The organism is Sphingobium abikonense NBRC 16140 (assembly GCF_001598335.1).
GTDB lineage: Bacteria > Pseudomonadota > Alphaproteobacteria > Sphingomonadales > Sphingomonadaceae > Sphingobium > Sphingobium abikonense.
Window position 1 is genome coordinate 1 of the sequence record NZ_BCYT01000028.1, and the last position, 15,934, is coordinate 15,934.

General features: G+C 61.1%; 18 protein-coding genes and 2 pseudogenes. 7 read left to right on the forward strand and 13 right to left on the reverse strand.

Going from position 1 to position 15,934, the window contains the following annotated elements; all coding sequences use genetic code 11:
• Positions 1–177, reverse strand: a pseudogene (locus SAB01S_RS18945) (cation transporter); the annotation flags it as partial.
• A 2-nt stretch (positions 178–179) separates the two neighbouring features.
• Positions 180–548 (reverse strand): annotated as a pseudogene (locus SAB01S_RS17430) (transposase); the annotation flags it as partial.
• A gap of 110 nt (positions 549–658) precedes the next feature.
• On the opposite strand from SAB01S_RS17430, the gene SAB01S_RS17435 reads away from it, so the two are divergent.
• Entirely contained in the window at positions 659–1,504 is an 846-nt protein-coding gene (locus tag SAB01S_RS17435; RefSeq protein ID WP_062734598.1) for a BglII/BstYI family type II restriction endonuclease, read from the forward strand.
• Here the strand turns inward: SAB01S_RS17435 and SAB01S_RS18300 are convergent.
• From SAB01S_RS18300 to mobQ, 3 genes are all read right to left on the reverse strand, one after another.
• On the reverse strand, positions 1,455–2,138 hold the full coding sequence (locus tag SAB01S_RS18300) for an MT-A70 family methyltransferase (protein WP_083951443.1): 684 nt from the start codon (positions 2,136–2,138) through the stop codon (positions 1,455–1,457). The two genes, SAB01S_RS17435 and SAB01S_RS18300, sit on opposite strands and share 50 nt — an antisense overlap.
• A gap of 238 nt (positions 2,139–2,376) precedes the next feature.
• Positions 2,377–2,811: a hypothetical protein gene (locus tag SAB01S_RS17445; protein WP_062734577.1), complete on the reverse strand. Its 435-nt coding sequence runs from the start codon at positions 2,809–2,811 to the stop codon at positions 2,377–2,379.
• Positions 2,808–3,890: a MobQ family relaxase gene (gene mobQ, locus SAB01S_RS17450; RefSeq protein ID WP_169802585.1), complete on the reverse strand. Its 1,083-nt coding sequence runs from the start codon at positions 3,888–3,890 to the stop codon at positions 2,808–2,810. Before mobQ ends, SAB01S_RS17445 begins: the two co-directional genes overlap by 4 nt.
• A 169-nt stretch (positions 3,891–4,059) precedes the next feature.
• Here mobQ and SAB01S_RS17455 point away from each other — a divergent pair, with 169 nt between their 5' ends.
• The 3 genes from SAB01S_RS17455 to SAB01S_RS17465 all read left to right on the forward strand — a co-directional run bounded on the left by SAB01S_RS17455 (position 4,060) and on the right by SAB01S_RS17465 (position 7,553).
• Positions 4,060–4,350, forward strand: coding sequence for a hypothetical protein (locus tag SAB01S_RS17455; RefSeq protein ID WP_062734581.1), 291 nt, complete (start codon positions 4,060–4,062; stop codon positions 4,348–4,350).
• Positions 4,347–5,906: a type IV secretory system conjugative DNA transfer family protein gene (locus tag SAB01S_RS17460; RefSeq protein ID WP_439646694.1), complete on the forward strand. Its 1,560-nt coding sequence runs from the start codon at positions 4,347–4,349 to the stop codon at positions 5,904–5,906. The genes SAB01S_RS17455 and SAB01S_RS17460 overlap by 4 nt, the downstream gene beginning before the upstream one ends.
• A gap of 546 nt (positions 5,907–6,452) precedes the next feature.
• Positions 6,453–7,553: a replication initiator protein A gene (locus SAB01S_RS17465; RefSeq protein ID WP_062734583.1), complete on the forward strand. Its 1,101-nt coding sequence runs from the start codon at positions 6,453–6,455 to the stop codon at positions 7,551–7,553.
• A gap of 30 nt (positions 7,554–7,583) precedes the next feature.
• Here SAB01S_RS17465 and SAB01S_RS17470 read toward each other — a convergent pair whose 3' ends face one another.
• The 4 genes from SAB01S_RS17470 to SAB01S_RS17485 form a co-directional block, all read right to left on the reverse strand.
• Entirely contained in the window at positions 7,584–8,138 is a 555-nt protein-coding gene (locus tag SAB01S_RS17470; RefSeq protein ID WP_062734584.1) for an AAA family ATPase, read from the reverse strand.
• 10 nt (positions 8,139–8,148) lie between these two features.
• Positions 8,149–8,448, reverse strand: a complete 300-nt coding sequence (locus tag SAB01S_RS17475; protein ID WP_062734586.1) for a ribbon-helix-helix domain-containing protein — start codon at positions 8,446–8,448, stop codon at positions 8,149–8,151.
• Complete coding sequence (gene parA, locus SAB01S_RS17480; protein ID WP_062734587.1) at positions 8,445–9,098, reverse strand: ParA family partition ATPase; 654 nt, start codon at positions 9,096–9,098, stop codon at positions 8,445–8,447. Before parA ends, SAB01S_RS17475 begins: the two co-directional genes overlap by 4 nt.
• 74 nt (positions 9,099–9,172) lie before the next feature.
• Positions 9,173–9,721, reverse strand: a complete 549-nt coding sequence (locus tag SAB01S_RS17485) for a recombinase family protein (protein WP_062734589.1) — start codon at positions 9,719–9,721, stop codon at positions 9,173–9,175.
• Between the two features lie 328 nt (positions 9,722–10,049).
• Here SAB01S_RS17485 and SAB01S_RS17490 point away from each other — a divergent pair, with 328 nt between their 5' ends.
• Positions 10,050–10,568, forward strand: coding sequence for a TonB-dependent receptor plug domain-containing protein (locus SAB01S_RS17490; RefSeq protein WP_062734590.1), 519 nt, complete (start codon positions 10,050–10,052; stop codon positions 10,566–10,568).
• Positions 10,569–10,936: 368 nt separating this feature from the next.
• Here SAB01S_RS17490 and SAB01S_RS17495 read toward each other — a convergent pair whose 3' ends face one another.
• The 3 genes from SAB01S_RS17495 to SAB01S_RS17505 all read right to left on the reverse strand — a co-directional run bounded on the left by SAB01S_RS17495 (position 10,937) and on the right by SAB01S_RS17505 (position 13,923).
• Complete coding sequence (locus SAB01S_RS17495) at positions 10,937–11,650, reverse strand: DUF2490 domain-containing protein (protein ID WP_062734592.1); 714 nt, start codon at positions 11,648–11,650, stop codon at positions 10,937–10,939.
• A gap of 72 nt (positions 11,651–11,722) precedes the next feature.
• The gene (gene chrA, locus SAB01S_RS17500; protein WP_174525681.1) at positions 11,723–12,955 is read right to left on the reverse strand and encodes a chromate efflux transporter; all 1,233 of its coding nucleotides are present in this window, start codon (positions 12,953–12,955) and stop codon (positions 11,723–11,725) included.
• Positions 12,952–13,923, reverse strand: a complete 972-nt coding sequence (locus tag SAB01S_RS17505; RefSeq protein WP_245646521.1) for a chromate resistance protein ChrB domain-containing protein — start codon at positions 13,921–13,923, stop codon at positions 12,952–12,954. The genes chrA and SAB01S_RS17505 overlap by 4 nt, the downstream gene beginning before the upstream one ends.
• Positions 13,924–14,182: 259 nt before the next feature.
• On the opposite strand from SAB01S_RS17505, the gene SAB01S_RS17510 reads away from it, so the two are divergent.
• Both SAB01S_RS17510 and SAB01S_RS17515 read left to right on the forward strand, forming a co-directional pair.
• The gene (locus SAB01S_RS17510) at positions 14,183–14,986 is read left to right on the forward strand and encodes a DUF1259 domain-containing protein (RefSeq protein ID WP_234422446.1); all 804 of its coding nucleotides are present in this window, start codon (positions 14,183–14,185) and stop codon (positions 14,984–14,986) included.
• Positions 14,987–15,060: 74 nt separating this feature from the next.
• Positions 15,061–15,543, forward strand: coding sequence for a DUF4142 domain-containing protein (locus tag SAB01S_RS17515; protein WP_062734594.1), 483 nt, complete (start codon positions 15,061–15,063; stop codon positions 15,541–15,543).
• Positions 15,544–15,599: 56 nt separating this feature from the next.
• Here SAB01S_RS17515 and SAB01S_RS18305 read toward each other — a convergent pair.
• Positions 15,600–15,934: cation diffusion facilitator family transporter (locus tag SAB01S_RS18305; protein ID WP_169802587.1), on the reverse strand; the 335-nt coding region annotated here is incomplete at its 5' end.

A 15,934-nucleotide genomic window follows, 5' to 3' on the forward strand; every position in this document is an offset into this window, starting at 1 on the left:
TAGCGCCGCGATGGCAAGGACGGAGGTGAGCGCGTCGGCGAGGACGTGGACATAGGCCGAGCGCATGTTGTTATCGCCACCATGCGTGCCGTGAGCATGGCCGTGATCGTGTCCATGATGATGATCGTGCCCGTGGTGATGCCCACCCGAGAGCAGGAAGGCGCTGGCTATGTTCACGCCGTCTTGACGCTCTGGCTGTCGATGGCCGCCGCTGACGGCATCGGTTCTCGCCCCGTTCGGACACGGTCGATCTGGACAAGATGGTGGTTGAGACTTTCGAATGTCCCATCGTCACGCAGAGTGCAGAACCAGCGGTAGACCGTGCGCCATGGCGGAAAGCTGTCAGGCAAAAGCCGCCAAGGACAACCTGCCCGCAGCAAATAGAAAATGGCCTCGATGATCTCCCGCATCGGCCAACGCCGTCGCCGTCCGCATTGGCACGGCGCGGGCAAATACGGCTCAATCAAATGCCATTCTGCATCGGTAAGATCGCTTCCATAGCGAAGCTGTGCGCGGCTATGATGTGCGCGGGCGGTCGGGTTCCACATGATGGCTTCCAAGGTTGGTGTCGCAACCCCTCGGAATCATATCGAAACTCGGCCGTCCACCGTTACGTCAGCGTTCTGACACAGCCTCTTAGAATCGGCATCGGATGAGCATGTTTGAAGATCTGGCCGCACGCGGCTTCCAAATCCAGTTCCACAGCCACGCAACCGCCATCCTCAGCGTCGATTTCCCGGACGCGATCGGTGAATTGGAGGCCGCGCTCAGCGCGCTATCCATCCCGATCGAGGAGATTATCGGATCAGGCGGGGGCGAAACCAAAGGCACCCAGCGGCTCCGCCGCGCATTGGCCGAATTGGGATGGCACAAGGTCAATTTCACAATCGAGAAGCGCATCAACGGCGTCCAGAAGGAGTCCATCTCTCATGAAGTCGATCATGTCCGGACGTTTCCTGATGGCCGGGTGATCGCGCTCGAAATCGAATGGAACAACAAAGACCCGTTCTTCGACCGAGATCTGGAGAATTTTAAGCGGCTTCATGCGGAGGGGGCGATAAGCGTGGGGGTGATCGTTACCCGAGGCGCAAGCCTACAGGATGAAATGGTGCAGCTTGTTCGTCGGTTCGCCGTTGAGCGTGGGCTAAGTTCTACCGAAGATCTAGGCGCTTTGGGCCTGACACCCACTCCAAGGCAGCGCGCTGATGTTGCCCGCCGAATGAAGGCCGGGGGCGCAACATACGCTGATGCTTGGTCGCTGAGCTTCGTCAAAGACAAATACGGTGCAGCGACCACGCACTGGCGCAAACTGGAAGACCGCGTGCATCGTGGCGTTGGAAATCCGTGCCCCCTTTTGCTGATCGGCCTTCCTAGCTCTATCGTCACCTTTGACGAGAACCTCGACATCGAAGCGATTGCCGAAGGTGACGAAGAGGAGGAAATCCCCGATACCCCTATTCCGCCGCTACCGGAAAATCCGCCCGAGAATGGTGAGAATAGGTAGGCCAAGAAGGCTCATAAGCATCATCGGCCTGATTGCCCCACACGGTCCAATCTGGCCGTGTGCCACGTGAAAACATCTCCAAGAAAGGACCGGGGCTGCATTCCTCAATCAGAGGATATTGCTCATCAGGCTTCCGGCTGTGCTCACGTTTCCTACTCTCAATATAATTGACCTGGGTCCGGCCTGGGTCGAGCGTGCGCGCGTTCTTACCACGAACGCCAAAGAGAATGATCTCAGTCACATTGCGAAAATAGAAGCCGACGCCACGCCCATCGGAACCGCCATCCTTGCGGATCTTCCGCCAAATGATGTTCGATTTATATTCGAAGCCCCATTCCCGCATGACACGCAGCCCGTCTGGCAACAGCGCGTTGGGCACCCATAGGTACAGGTGAGCAGTCGCATCAACACAATCAGCGACGGGCAGTTCGCAGATTTCATCCAGCGTCATGGTGCTATATCGATTGAGCCGACGATGCTCCGGGGCAACCTTGCCAGTCCGATTTTGAAATTGCCAAGGGGGATCCGCAAGCACAGTCTTAAACCCGCCATTCCCGGCGACGCTAAGAAGATCAAGAGACGCAGGGCTAAGGTCGCGGGCCTTGCGAGATGGCTTACGCTTGGGATCTGACATTAGGCTGCGTCCTCATTTTCGATTGGTTTGGGTGCTCGACCGACATAGCCGCGCAAACTACGTCTGATGACCTGGCTCATGGTTTCGTCTCGGCTATCGGCAACCTGCCGTGCTCGCTGCACCAAATTTTTTGGCACTCGCACCGTCACCACTACATCGTCAGCCATACTGGCACCCCGTCGTACTTCGTATGTTCTGGTATTGCAGTGTAATACAGAATGCAAGACTGCTATTTGCTTCATAGTTCTCGTCCCTTGTCCGGGACCGACCCCATGATGGTGTCCCCCTTATCGAGCAATCTGGCGATCTGCTCTCGGCCTGCCTTGCGCACCATTTCCGGCATATGCGGGCGATCGGGAAATTGTACCCGTGCCAACTCCTCCATCGCCATTACCTGTGCCTGTGCCGCCGCCAGCTCGGGATCAGCCGCAGCCTCGTCGGGGGTAGCGGCTCTGAACCGATCGCCGATTGTCATACCCCGACCTGCACCGCCCTTCATCGTCGGCAGGGCTGCGCCGGCACTGCCGACGACGATCTGGGCCAGCACACCGCTCATGGCGTCCACCTTGGACTGCATCGCCTCCACCTGGTTCGCCAGATTCTCGACCGCGCCCAGCACGGCGCGCTGGGTTGCTAGCAACTGCATCACCGGATCGTCGCTGTCGTCGCTCATCGTTCGCGGTCCTTATCCTTGATGCGCTCCCGATCGCGCTCAGCCTGGTCGTGATCCGCCCCGCCGCCCTTGCTCCCGATGCGCGACGCGATGCGCTCGGCGGCGCTGCCCGGCTCCGGGGTATCCTTATCCCGCTCCACACGCTGCGCCGTCGCTTCTGCGATCCGCTCGGCCGCACTGCGATCGTCGGCCTGGTCCTGACTGCCCCATGCCGCGCTGAGCCGGTCGCGCAGCCCCTGCGCCATGTCCTTGGCCTTGTCGCCAATGCCGCGCATGGTTTCCGCGATCCTGGCGCTGAGTTCGCGAAGCTGCTGGGTCAGCTCGCGCCGCTCCCGGTTGCGCGCCTGCACCCCGCGCTGTTCGTCGCCGCGCTCGGTGGGCCTGCCCTTGCGCTCCATCGCCACCGCCGACAACGGCACCTTGCCCAGCGGCTCCCGGCCTAAATCCTCTTGCCCCTCCGCGTCACCACGTGTCCGCGCCGCCTCACGCTGATCCTTGAGCGACCGATGGTCTATGCGCTCATCACACCCGGCGCGTTCCAGCGCCTGGTTGGCATGGTCGGCCCAGGCCGAACGCCACCCCTCAAGCCGCTCGGCTGCATTCCAGTCCCGGTTCTTCTTCCCGAACCCCTCGCCGGTCAGGTCGCGCATGGTCAGCATGACATGGGCGTGCGGCTGCTCCTGCCCGTCTGCCGAATGGCCCCGGTGCAGCGACACGTCCGCAATCATGCCCTGGGATACGAACTGCTCGCGCACATAGGTCTCGACCAGCGCGCGCCGCCCCTCCGCGTCCAGCTCACGCGGAAGGGAGATTTCCACCTCGCGGGCAAGCTGGGCGTCCTTGCGCCGCTCCGCCGCCTCGACGCCGTTCCACAGCCGGGCGCGATCGAGCATCCAGTCGGGCGTACGATCCGGGGCCATGATCTCGCGATGCTCGATGTCCGACTTGCGCGTGTAGTCGTGACATTTGCCCAGGCGCTCGTCGGTCAGCCGCTCGCCCGACCGATAGGCGGCGGCGGCGACCGCGCTGCGCCCGGTGGCCCGCGAGATCACTTTGACCGAACAATGGTAGATCGCCACGACGCCGCGCCCTTCTGCCTTACTGCACTTAAGGGGGAGCCGTCCGGCGGGGGCAAAGCCCCCACTAGGACCACGCACATTGGGAACCAATGTATAAGCGTGCCCTTATCTTCATAAGGTAGCCTCATGGCGTTTCGTTTGCTATAGCGAATTGCCATAGGAGGAAGCGATGGCACGGACACCCGTTGAAGAGCGCCTTGAAAAAATGCGCGAGGATGAGCGCAAGTTGCGCGAGCGGCGAAAGGCGCTGGAAGCCCGCGTCTCGACCGAACGTCGCAAGGCCGAAACCCGCGAGCGCATCATGCTTGGCGCGTTCATCCTCCATCACCTAGACGAGGACACGCCCACCGGTCGCCAGCTCGCGCCCCTGCTGCAACGCGAACTGCCGATGTTCCTGACCCGTGAGCGCGACCATGCGTTGATGGCCCCTCTGCTGAAGCGGCTGAAGGAGAAGGAATGATGGCAGGCCCACTGGTCGGGGGCGATCGGGGGATAGGATGGGTTCGCGCGATCGTCGGCGCATTTGTCGTGTGCCTGGTCGTGCAATATCTGGTCGGCAAGCTGCTGCCGGAAGTTCTCGCCAGCATCATCGCCTGGGGCGCGTTCGCCCTGGTGATGGTCGCGGTCTGGCGGATCAACAGCCGAGCCGGTCGCAATGAGCTGCTCGGCTCGGCCCGCTTCGGATCGCGTGACGATGTGCGCGGCCTGGAATCCGGCGATGGCGATCTACTGATCGGTCGATCGGCGAAATCGGGAAAGCTGCTCCGCTATGGTGGTCCCGCCCATCTGCTGACGATGGCCCCGACGCGCAGTGGCAAGGGCGTCGGCACCATCATCCCCAATCTGCTGACCCTCGACCGCTCGGTGATCTGCATCGACCCCAAGGGGGAGAATGCCCGCGTCACCGCCAGGGCGCGCGCCACCAAAGGCAAGGTCTGGTGCCTCGACCCGTTCGAGGTGTCCGGGCAACCCCCTGCCCGCTATAATCCGCTCGACCGTCTCGACCCGGCCAGCCTCGACCTGGCCGAAGATGCGATGACGCTGGCCGACGCCCTGGTGCATGATCCAGCGGGGCAGAGTGGCGATGCCCATTGGAACGAGGAAGCCAAGGCGCTGATTGCCGGGCTGATCCTCTATGCCGTAGTCCATGAGGACCGCGAGCATCGCACCTTGGCGACGGTGCGCGAATATCTGACGCTCGCCCCCAAGGGGTTCGCCGATCTGCTCACCCTGATGCAGGACAGCCGCGGCGCCGGTGGCCTGATCGCCCGCGCCGCCAACCGCCAGCTCGGCAAGTCCGATCGCGAGGCCGCAGGGGTGTTGTCGTCGGCCCAGCGGCACACCCATTTTCTCGACAGCCCCCGGATCGTCGCCAGCATGGCCGCATCCGACTTCACGTTCGCGGGGTTGAAAGAGGGGGTTTCCACGGTGTTTCTGTGTCTCCCCCCTGACCGGCTCGACGCCTATTCGCGCTGGTTGCGCCTGCTGGTCGCCCAGGCGCTTACCGACATGGCCCGCTCGCCGGTCAAACCGGCGCGGCCCGTCCTGTTCCTGCTCGATGAGTTCGCCGCCCTGGGCAGGCTCGAACCTGTCGAGCGGGCCATGGGGCTGATGGCCGGATATGGGTTGCAGCTCTGGCCGATCTTGCAGGACATGCACCAGTTGCGCGCCCTCTATGGCGAGCGCGCGGGCACCTTCATGTCGAATGCGGGGGTGTTCCAGGCCTTCGGGGTGAACGACCTCGCCACCGCCGAATTGCTGTCGAAGACGCTGGGACAGGAAACCCTCGAATATCAGACGGCGGGCTATTCGCAGGGCAGCAGGATCGGCGGGGCGAAACTCACGGAATCGGCCAGCACGCACATCAGCGCCCGAAATCTCATGAACCCCGACGAAATCATGCGGATGCCGCCCACCGATCAACTGCTGATGCTTCAGGGGCAGGCCCCATTGATCGTGGAGAAGATCCGATATTACGATCAGCGCGAGTTTGCAGGGCTGGCCGATCCCGGCTGAGCGGCCACAGGGCGCGCAATGGTCGCCAATGGCGCAGCGGAAGGGAAAAAGCCATAGCCTCGCCTCCTGCCCGCCCTGGACCCCTCCACACGGCGCTAGGGCGCGATTGAGCGATGAACCCGCCCCACTTTCCCCTCGGAAGCCTAGCGGACGTAGGCCGCTCCTGTGACGGCATCGCCGTCACGCATCAAACAGCGCATTGGCCGGTAGGCCAATTCCAAATTCCATTACCCCAACCGAGTTGGCTCTCGTAAAGTTATCCACAGGTCAGCCTAGTGTTAAAATATGGGTTAAGTGATGTGTTACGCCTTTTCGGGTTCTCTGCATCCATATGAAATATAAGAAAAAACCAGGTCGTTTTGGGCGGCGCGTGAATCAGCTATGACGAAAAACCGATTCCAGAGTGACGATAAGGTGAATCTACTCTGACGATAGCCTGCTGCTCCCGAAGTGTAATCGAAATGACGATAGCGCATGGGGTGAATCTGAAATGACGATAATCCTCTTGCGTATGTGAAATGACGATAGTAGTCCTCCGTCAGTGAAATGACGATAGACCCCGCCCCTACCCTGTTTGATGTCGTGCCTGCCATGGCCGTGGACGGCGACGATCGCACGCCTCTGCTGCCGGTGCGCCACCCTAACCAGGACCTGTTCATCTGCGATGTTCTCGATGCCATCCCCAAAGATGACATGGCCTCGATGGAGCATCCTGTTTTCTCGCTCTCGACCAAGCCTGACAATCGGACGCGGCGCTATGAACACAATGGCAATGTCATTGAGATTATCCCTTCGGGGAAGGGTCTGGCAACGATCCACGACAAAGACATTCTAATCTACTGCATTTCGCAGCTCATCGCCAAAATGAACCAAGGTGAAGCCCCTAGCCGCACCGTTCGCTTGCAAGCCTATGACATGCTCGTCGCTACCAACCGACAAACCAGCGGCGAGGGCTATCGGCTGATGACCGACGCGCTCACCCGCCTGCGCGGAACTACTGTACGGACCAATATCCGCACTGGCGGCGTCGAAGAGACACGGATTTTCGGCCTGATCGAAGAGGCCAATATCACACGCAAGACGTTCGATGGCCGGATGCTCGATCTCGAGATCACCTTGTCGGAATGGGTGTATCGCTCCGTCATCAGCAAGAATGTCCTGACCCTTCACCGGGACTATTTCCGGCTCCGCAAGCCATTCGAGCGGCGCATGTATGAGCTGGCCCGCAAGCATTGCGGCATCAAGGACGAATGGAAGATCGGGCTGGAGCTGCTCCAGAAGAAATGCGGCTCCAACAGCCCGCTTCGGGTGTTCCGCGCCCTGGTCAAGAAGGTCTGCGAGCATGACGCCAGCCACGGCCATTTCCCCGACTATGCGGTGACGATGGACGATGACGTGATCTTGTTCCGCAATCGCTCCGGCCTCAAGGGCAAGCCTGATCCAGTCGCTATCGCCGACGATGCGCCCTATATCGACCCGGAAACCATGCACGATGCCAAGACGGCGGCACCTGGCTATGACGTTTACGCGCTCTATGACGAATGGGTGTCGTGGTGGCACGACATGGGCAAGCCCGAACTGAAAAGTCCCCGCGCCGCCTTCCTTGGCTTCTGTAAGAAACGGCACGAACGCAAGCCATTACGCTGAGCCGGACCTTTTGCGGGCAAGTGAGCATGTTCACATGCAAACATGTCCACGAATGAAGTTCACGCGATCTGCAATTGACATCAAAGGCAACGGGACAAGTTCATACCCAAGTTCAGTATAGACTTCTGTCATAGCCTCATGCGTTGCTTGGGCCTCGGCTAACGTCTGTTTCCGTTCTGCATCTTGAGTGAAAATTTCTGGCCAGTGAGGGGCAATAAAAACCCTCTTCGCATAGCGCCGAATCTCAGCGGCCCGGATCATGAACCGAGGGACCGACAGCCCGCATAGCCGGAGATAACCGATCACATCGGGGATGCCTCGATCAAAGATGACTGGCCCACGCAGGGCTGATGCTTCCCGATACGATCGCATTTCCCACGCAAGCATCAGGTTGGCAAAGGCAACCCGATCTACCCAAGGCAATGCGTCTCCGCCAATCTCAACTTGGTCTTGAATAATGGCGCGTCCCGCTTCTGGCATGTGGGAGACACCCTCTTCCGCAAGGGCATCGATCACACTACTTTTCCCAGAACCGGGACCACCCGTTATGATGTGAAACCGCTTGGCTATATCATATGTTTGCATGTGGTCATGCTCACTTGCCCACAGGGCTTTCCCCCATCTTGCGTAGCCAGTCGTTGAATGCCTCGCCCATTGCGTCCTGTAAGCTCATGCCATTCTTGCGGGCAGTCATGTGCATGGCGAACGACATTTCAGGGCTGAAATAGCCGGTCATAGCCTTCTTGCCCTGACGGCTCGGCGCGGTCGCGCTGCTGGTCGTGGTTGCACTGTTGGCCGCTGCCGGAATGATCGTCGCCTTGCCCGGTGCTTCGGATTTTGGTGCTGGCGCGAGTTCGCGGTCGCGAAGCGCGAGCAATGATCCCTTGCGGCTCATGCGGCATTCCTCCGTTTCTTTAATGCTTGCATGTTTACATGCTGACATGCCCACTTGTAAAGTTCTCGCACTTCCTCGGCGGCTTTGCCATTGGGTTCAATTTCCATGGCGGTCTTGCCCTCAGCGGCTGCGTGACGAAACGCGGCTCGGTCAGCAATGATATGGGTACAGGCCTCAAGGCCGTAGCCCTGCACCACCTGAGCGGCTTCATCATACATGCGCGGGGCGGTCGGGCTGCCTGCGGTGAAGATCACAAAGGCGGGCTTGCCGCGCATCTTCACCAAGCTGGCCGTTGTTTGTACAGCGGCAAGATCAAAGGCGCTCGGTCGGCATGGGATTAGAACCAAGTCGGCGGCTTCAACGGCGGCACTGGCGGCGCTGTCGGCATGGGGCGGGGTGTCGATCACGATAAAGTTCGCGCCTTGGCTCGTGGCTTGCTCGATCTTGGCGGCAAGGCGAGGGGGTGCACTGTCGATCACCAGGGGCGGGGCATCTTTGCGCCATGCCGCCCATTGGCTGGCTGTCGCTTGCGGGTCTAGGTCGATCACTAAGGCGGTATGGCCTGCATCCTCGGCGGCTGCGGCCAGGTGAAGGGCGAGGGTGGTTTTCCCTGCGCCGCCCTTCTGGCTGATTATCGCGATTGTTGGCATGTGGCTTCCCTTACATGTTCACATGTTTGCATGTGGCCATAAAGCGCTAATTAGCCAGAATAGTAAAGAGGGCGCTATCGCCCGACGAGCCGCGATATAGTTGCCTGGCTGACATTGAACAGCGCGGCGACGGTGCGCTGCGTATCACCGGCAGCGAGCCTATCCAGTGCCTCGGCCTGCTGGTGAGGGGTAAGGGCCGTCCTACGCCCGAATTTGACACCACGCGCCCTTGCCTGGACACGCCCTGCGGCGGTGCGCTCGGTGATCCGCTCCCGTTCCCAGCTCGCCGCGATCCCCAACACCGCGATTATCACCTCGGCAAATTGCGAAGTCGTATCCACCATCGGCTCGGCCAGCGAACGGAAGCCAGCCCCGGCCTCCTTCACCGCATGGAGGATGTTCAACAGGTCACGGGTATTGCGGGCAAGGCGGTCTGTCGCCGTCACCATCAGCACGTCGCCATCGTCCAGCGTACTGATCGCGCGCTTGAGCTGGGGACGCTCGGCCGTCGCGCCGCTGATCTTCTCGCGGTAGATTTTGACGCACCCGGCAGCGGTGAGCTGAGCGAGCTGCTGGGCCAGGTCTTGGCCGTTGGTTGAGACGCGCGCATAACCGTAGATCATGGCCGAAATCGTGCATCAGATTTTTGCATCAGGGAAGGGGCTGGTTTTCCTTAGGTTTCAATTTTATGCAAAAGTTTTGATTTATGCATCAGCGGGTGTGTTGCCCTGTCTCAATCAAATCTGCCGCTCGCGGCGGTTCAGTCTTCAGGCAGTTTCCGACCCAAATGAGGTCGTATCCGAGGTAAGTTGTCTGCCAGAAATTGTTCATTCGGGCTGCGTCAAAGCTGACTGCTCCTGACACCCGTCTGTTCGTCCAATTTGGCTTGACCCTGTAGCGGCTACAGGGTGCATGAGGCGCGCTCCTTATCTCACACGATGGACTTTCGTCATGCTATCGAGCTTCGCGCGTTCCTTCAAAATCCTATCCGCTGCGAGCGTCGTTGCCGTTGCCGCATCGATCATCACTGCTCCCGCTGTCCAGGCACAGGAGCAATCGGACGGTGAGGAAGCCGAAGAAGCTGACGAAATTGTCGTACAGGCAACGCGGTCGGGGCGGCGCGTGCAGGACGAACCGATACGCGTCGAGATCATCGATCGGGAGGAACTCGACGAAAAACAGACGATGGCTCCCGGCAATATCTCTATGGTGGTCGCGGAAACCGGCGGCGTGCGGGTGCAGGTAACATCGCCCGCATTGGGCGCAGCCAATATTCGCGTGCAGGGAATGGAAGGCCGCTACACGCAGCTCCTTGCCGATGGCTTGCCCCTTTACGGGCAGGCCTCGTCGATCGGTCTCCTGCAGATACCGCCGACTGACCTTGGGCAAGTTGAAGTTATCAAGGGAGCAGCATCGGCACTCTATGGCCCCAGTGCATTACTCGGACACAGATTCACGGTAGCGGCTTGATAAGCAGTGGCATGAGGCCGTTGGCATCGAGATCGAGGCGATCGGACCAGACGTAATCGCTGGCGAGATTGATGCCCGCCATAATCATCCTTTTGCTCTTTGAGGAAACGTAATTTCACCCCGGCCTGCCCTTACGGTGTCAGTGAACCCACCGTTTCGCGCATCGTGGCCGAACACCGGCAAAGCGTCGAAGTCAAATCGGCGTAAGCGCTCGCGGACAGCGATGAATGGTGGTTCTGCTTTCGAGCCGAAAGATGCAGAAGCCTTCGTTGTTGCGGTGTCATAACCGTTCGGTTGTGACACTTGGCGAGATTGCCCATAAGAGCCGCAGCCCGAACCGCAATTCGTCTGCGTCCGGGCTTGCTTGGCTAAAGCGCCACGAAAAGGGTCGCGCTCAGCACGTGGTTGGTGCGATCTTCTCCGCGCCGAAAGACGTGCTGGTTCAGGTAGCCCGGTTCTAATCGCATTCGGGGCGCGACAGGTACGCCGACTCCGACGAAAGTACGCCACTGGTCCACGCCGTCACGGGCACCCCAGCTCGTCGAGTTCAGGTTAAAAAATCCTTCGGTGAAGGCGACTGCCTGCACTGTTCCCTGGCGCGCGATCGGCACCTGCACCCGGACAAACTGTCGCAACCGCCACCCGGTATCATCTCGACCCTCCAGCATGCGCTGTTCGAGCCGCGTGCGACTGATGAGAAGGGGGGTCCCGTTACCATTCCGCACGACGGCGAATTGCACCTGCTGCCAAAGCCTGTGTTCGTTCGTGATCCGGCCGCCTTCCGGGTCGGTACGGATATAGGCGTAACCCGCGATTGCATGAGCGTCGGGTGCTATCCTCGCGCCGATCGCGGTCCGTGCAATGAACTGGCTGCCCCCCCCGACGTCATCGGTCGCGCGCCCCTGAGCTTCGAGCCATAGAAAGAGGTCGCCGCGAACCGGTCCTGTGGCGATCACTGATCCCCATGCCTGGATGTCGTCCTGCGCGTGGGCGGGAGAACCCATGACCGCGCTCGCCAAACAGGCGAGAAGAAGCGGGATATATCGGACGTTCGGCATACCCATTTTACTGCTACCCTTCATATGCACTGCTCCAACCCGGACATGCGTTTAGACGTTGCTTCAGACTTGAGATCAGGGGGCGTCGCTATCCCATCAGGTCAGGGTGAACGCTCCGACCGCGGCCCCGATAGCCAGAACGACAGGCGTGGCGAGCTTGCTTTTCCAGCGGTACATGACGGCAAGCGCGACGCCAAAGATGAGCAAGCTCGCGATCGGGTTTGGTGTTCGCGTGGCCGTGGTCTGGGCAAGATCGATCACCGTCACCACGATCAGACCGACGACACCTGCCGCCACCCCGGCCAGGAATAGCTGGAGCCGTTTGTGCTCGACGACGGCTTCCAGGCGATCGTAGAACAGGAGCGAAAAGGCGAATGCGGGCAGGAACATGCCGGCCGTCATTGCCAGCGCACCGGCCAGCCCGCCGCTGATCCAGCCTACAAAGGTCGCAAAGATCACTAGCGGCGCAGGCAGAATGCCCGACAGGCCGAGGCCATCTAGGAATTGTCCATCGGTCATCCAGCCTTGGCCCACCGTGTCGTGCCGGATGAACGGGATTGCTGTGTACGCTCCACCGAACGTCAGCAGGCCGCCCTTCAACCCCGCCCAGAAAAGCGCGGCCATCGTAGGAGCGGATTCCCGCACGCCGGTCGTCGTCCCCGCCAGGGCCGTGCCACCCGTCCAGGTCAGGGTCGCCGCGCCGATCGCGAGCGCCACCACGACCGCGGCGAGTGCGTAACGGCCGGTCGAACCGAGCGCATAGACTGCACCGGCGGCGAGAAGCACAATCCAGAAGCTGACCCCGGCGAGCGACGCGACTGCGGCTGCGATGGCGGTCGCCCATAGCCACGGCCCGAGCAGGATGTGCTCGCCGATGCGGTGGATGGCGCGCACGATAACCGCAATGACCGCCGCTTGGACGCCAAGGAAGATGGCGCCGAACACGGTCCCCTGGATCGGTAACCGTGTATAGGCCCAGGCGAGCGCGAGCATAAGGACAAGTCCCGGCAGCATGAAGCCTAGCCCGGCGAGGACACCTCCCAGACGGCCCTTGGCACGGATGCCGAGATGGACGCACAGCTCATGCGCCTCCGGTCCGGGCAGCACCTGCATCACGGCCAGGAGCTTGTTGAACCGGTCGCTTGGAATCCAGCGTTCCTCATCGACCAGCTCGCGCCTGATCATGGCGATCTGCGCCACCGGACCACCGAACGCCATCATGCCGAAACGGAGGAAGCGCAGGAACAGCGCGGGGTAGCTCAGCTCAGGTGGCCGAGCTTCTCCGATGACCGAGCTTGTGGGGGCGAAATCACCGATATGTGCCATCATCCAGCCCCCTGTCCGCCACGTTGTTTGGTGAAATGCGCGTGGAAACCATCGAGCGCGCCCGAGCCTTGGGCAATCCGCTCCACGTCATCATCCGTTCCCGCGCAAATGCCGTTGACCAACGCGGCGATTCCGGCCGCTTCCGGTCGGCCGAACTTGCCATCCGCAATGTCGAGGTCATGGATAATCTCGGCTAGCGCGATCAGCGCCCGGTCGGCATCGAGACCGGTTCGATATACCAGTGTTTCGAAGGAGCAGCGGTCGCCCTCGTGCGTGAACTCCGCGTCTGCCATGTCGAAACGCAGTTCTTCCGGCTCGGGCACGTAGCCTTTGCCGTCCACGAACTTGAAGCTGGCTTGCGGATCGATGAACCGGCGGATCAGCCAGGCCGACGCGATGCGGTCGACATGGACATGCCGGCGCGTGACCCAGGTGCGGCCCTTCAGCTCCGCGGGCGTCAGCTCCAGCGCGCCCGTCCCGCTTACGTCCGGATGTTCATGGACGCGGCGGTCTGCGTCGGCGAGGGCGGCCAGGACAGCCTGTCGCCCGTGCGCGCCGAAAAAGTCGATCGCGGCGATCTCGTCCAGACGCTTTCTAAGCCGCCGGGTATCCGCCAGGGCCACCTCGCCGCCTTCGGTCAACGAGCGTAACTCACGCGCCAGATCGTCATAATCGGCGTCGCGGGCCGCGTCGAACATGGCGCGAAGTTCCGCACCGGTCATGCCTTCGACAAGCCGGGCCTCCAGGATCAGTGCCTCGCCGCCTCCGTTTGTGATTTCCGCTCGCAACTCCTCGAACAGCGCGCGCGTGTCGGGACGCAGGGGTAGCGCGTGGACTGCGTTCTTCAGCGGAGCAGAACCGATCGCCTGCAAGCGCCGCCACACCCGCACGCGCAGATAGGCCGGCTTGGCCGGTAGCTGCGGGATCAGCAGCAGCCAGTCATGTGGCTTGACAAGGGGATCGTCAGTCATGCGGCATTCTGTATCACAATAATAAATCTAACGTACACTTGTATCATTTCACACCACAAGCTAAATGTTGCCCGGAAAATTCGTGGTGCACATCATAGGGTCGCGAGCATTCGCGAATGCGGCCCGCCAGTCGAATCCAAGGAGAAAAGCATTGCGTCACTTGTTGCTACCGCTTGCCGCCCTGCTCGCTGGACCGGCAGTCGCCCAGACCGCTCCGCAAACGGCCCCAGCTCAGGCGAACAGCAACAGGTGGGCAACAGTGGACGAAAATCTTGGCCGGGGCGGCACGACGCAGCCGGACGGGGTCCGCCGTTATGCGTTTCCTCGCTCCGATCTGAACGTCCAGCTCGACGGCGTGGCGATCAAGCCCGCGCTGGCGCTCGGCTCCTGGCTCGCCTTCATGCCGATGGGCGAAGAGGCCATGGTCATGGGCGATCTCGTGTTGACGCACGACGAGGTGAACCCTGTCATGAGCAAGCTGCTCACGAGTGGCTTCACGGTGACGGCGCTCCATAACCATTTGCTCCGTTCCTCACCGGCGACGATGTACCTGCATGTCGGCGGGCACGGCGATCCGGGAGAGATGGCCAAGAACCTGCGGTCCGCGCTTGCCGAGAGTCGGACACCGATGACCGCGCCTGCCAAGGCCGCGGATTCCAAACTCGACTTCGACACCGCCGCGATCGACGGGATCATGGGCGGCAAGGGCAAGCCCAACGGAGGCGTCTACCAGTTCGGTTTTCCCCGAGCTGAAAAGCTGAGCGACAGCGGAATGCCTGCACCCGCCTCAATGGGCACGGCAACGGCGCTCAACTTTCAGCCGACCGGCGGAGGAAAGGCGGCCATTACGGGCGATTTCGTGCTGACCGCCGCCGAAGTCGATCCGGTGCTTCGTGCACTACGGTCAAATGGGATCGAGGTGACCGCACTCCACAACCATATGCTGGACGATCAGCCGCGGCTCTTCTTCATGCACTTCTGGGCAAACGATGACGCGCGTAAGCTGGCACGCGGGCTTCGCGCCGCGCTGGACAAGACCAACATCGTCCGCCCTGCGGGCTGAACATTTTAAGGCCGTAGTAAGTCAGGAGCAGATCAATGAGGACGTTATCAGGCGTATTTCTATGCGCGCTATCCATGGCGAGCTTTGCGATGCCGTTCTCGCCGTCCCTCGCTCAGGCCGGGATCAGCACGAACCCGGCACCGTTGGAAACCACGGGCTATTCGAGCGCCGTGGAAGCATTGAGCAAGTACGAGGTCGACTCCAGTCAGCTCGCGCTGACCCGCTCGAAGAGCCAGGCTACGCGAGCCTTCGCGCAACAGATGGTCCACCATCATAGCCGAGTGAAGTCAGACCAGAAGATCGTTGGCCGCTCCGACACCGGAAGCGCGCTGGACGCCCCCTTGTCTCAGATGCTGGACACGTTGCAGAACACGCCGAGCGTTGAGTTCAACGCGGCCTACAAACGCGGGCAAATCGCCGCGCACGAGGAAGCGCTGAAGGTTCATGGCGCCTACGCGGCGCAGGGTAGCGATCTTGCTGAACGGGCAAAGGCTCAAGCGGCCATGCCCGTGATCCAGAAGCACCTCGGTGCAGCACGCGATCTACCGGAAGCCTGAGGTAATCGATGATGGCGTCATGATTTGTCGGTTATGGTGTTGGTGAAGCACGCTGCCTATCGGCACTCGACCGTGAGATGCACTATTTCGTGGACTGGCATCAGGCGGGCGCGGATCGCGTCGCCGTCTATGTCTTGCCCGCATACGACACTGACGATCGCGGCGTGCGCTTCCGGGCCGACCCGCCAGACGTGAAGGTCTGCAATCCGGGCATCCCCCGGTGCCTCGACCAGCTCGCGCACTTCATCGGCAACGTGATTGTCGGTCGCGTCGAGTAGCACCGAGGCTGTGTCGCGCATCAGTGTCCACGACCATCGCGCGATCACAACCGCGCCGACGATGCCCATCACTGGGTCCATCCATATCCAGCCAAGATAGCGCCCGGCCAATA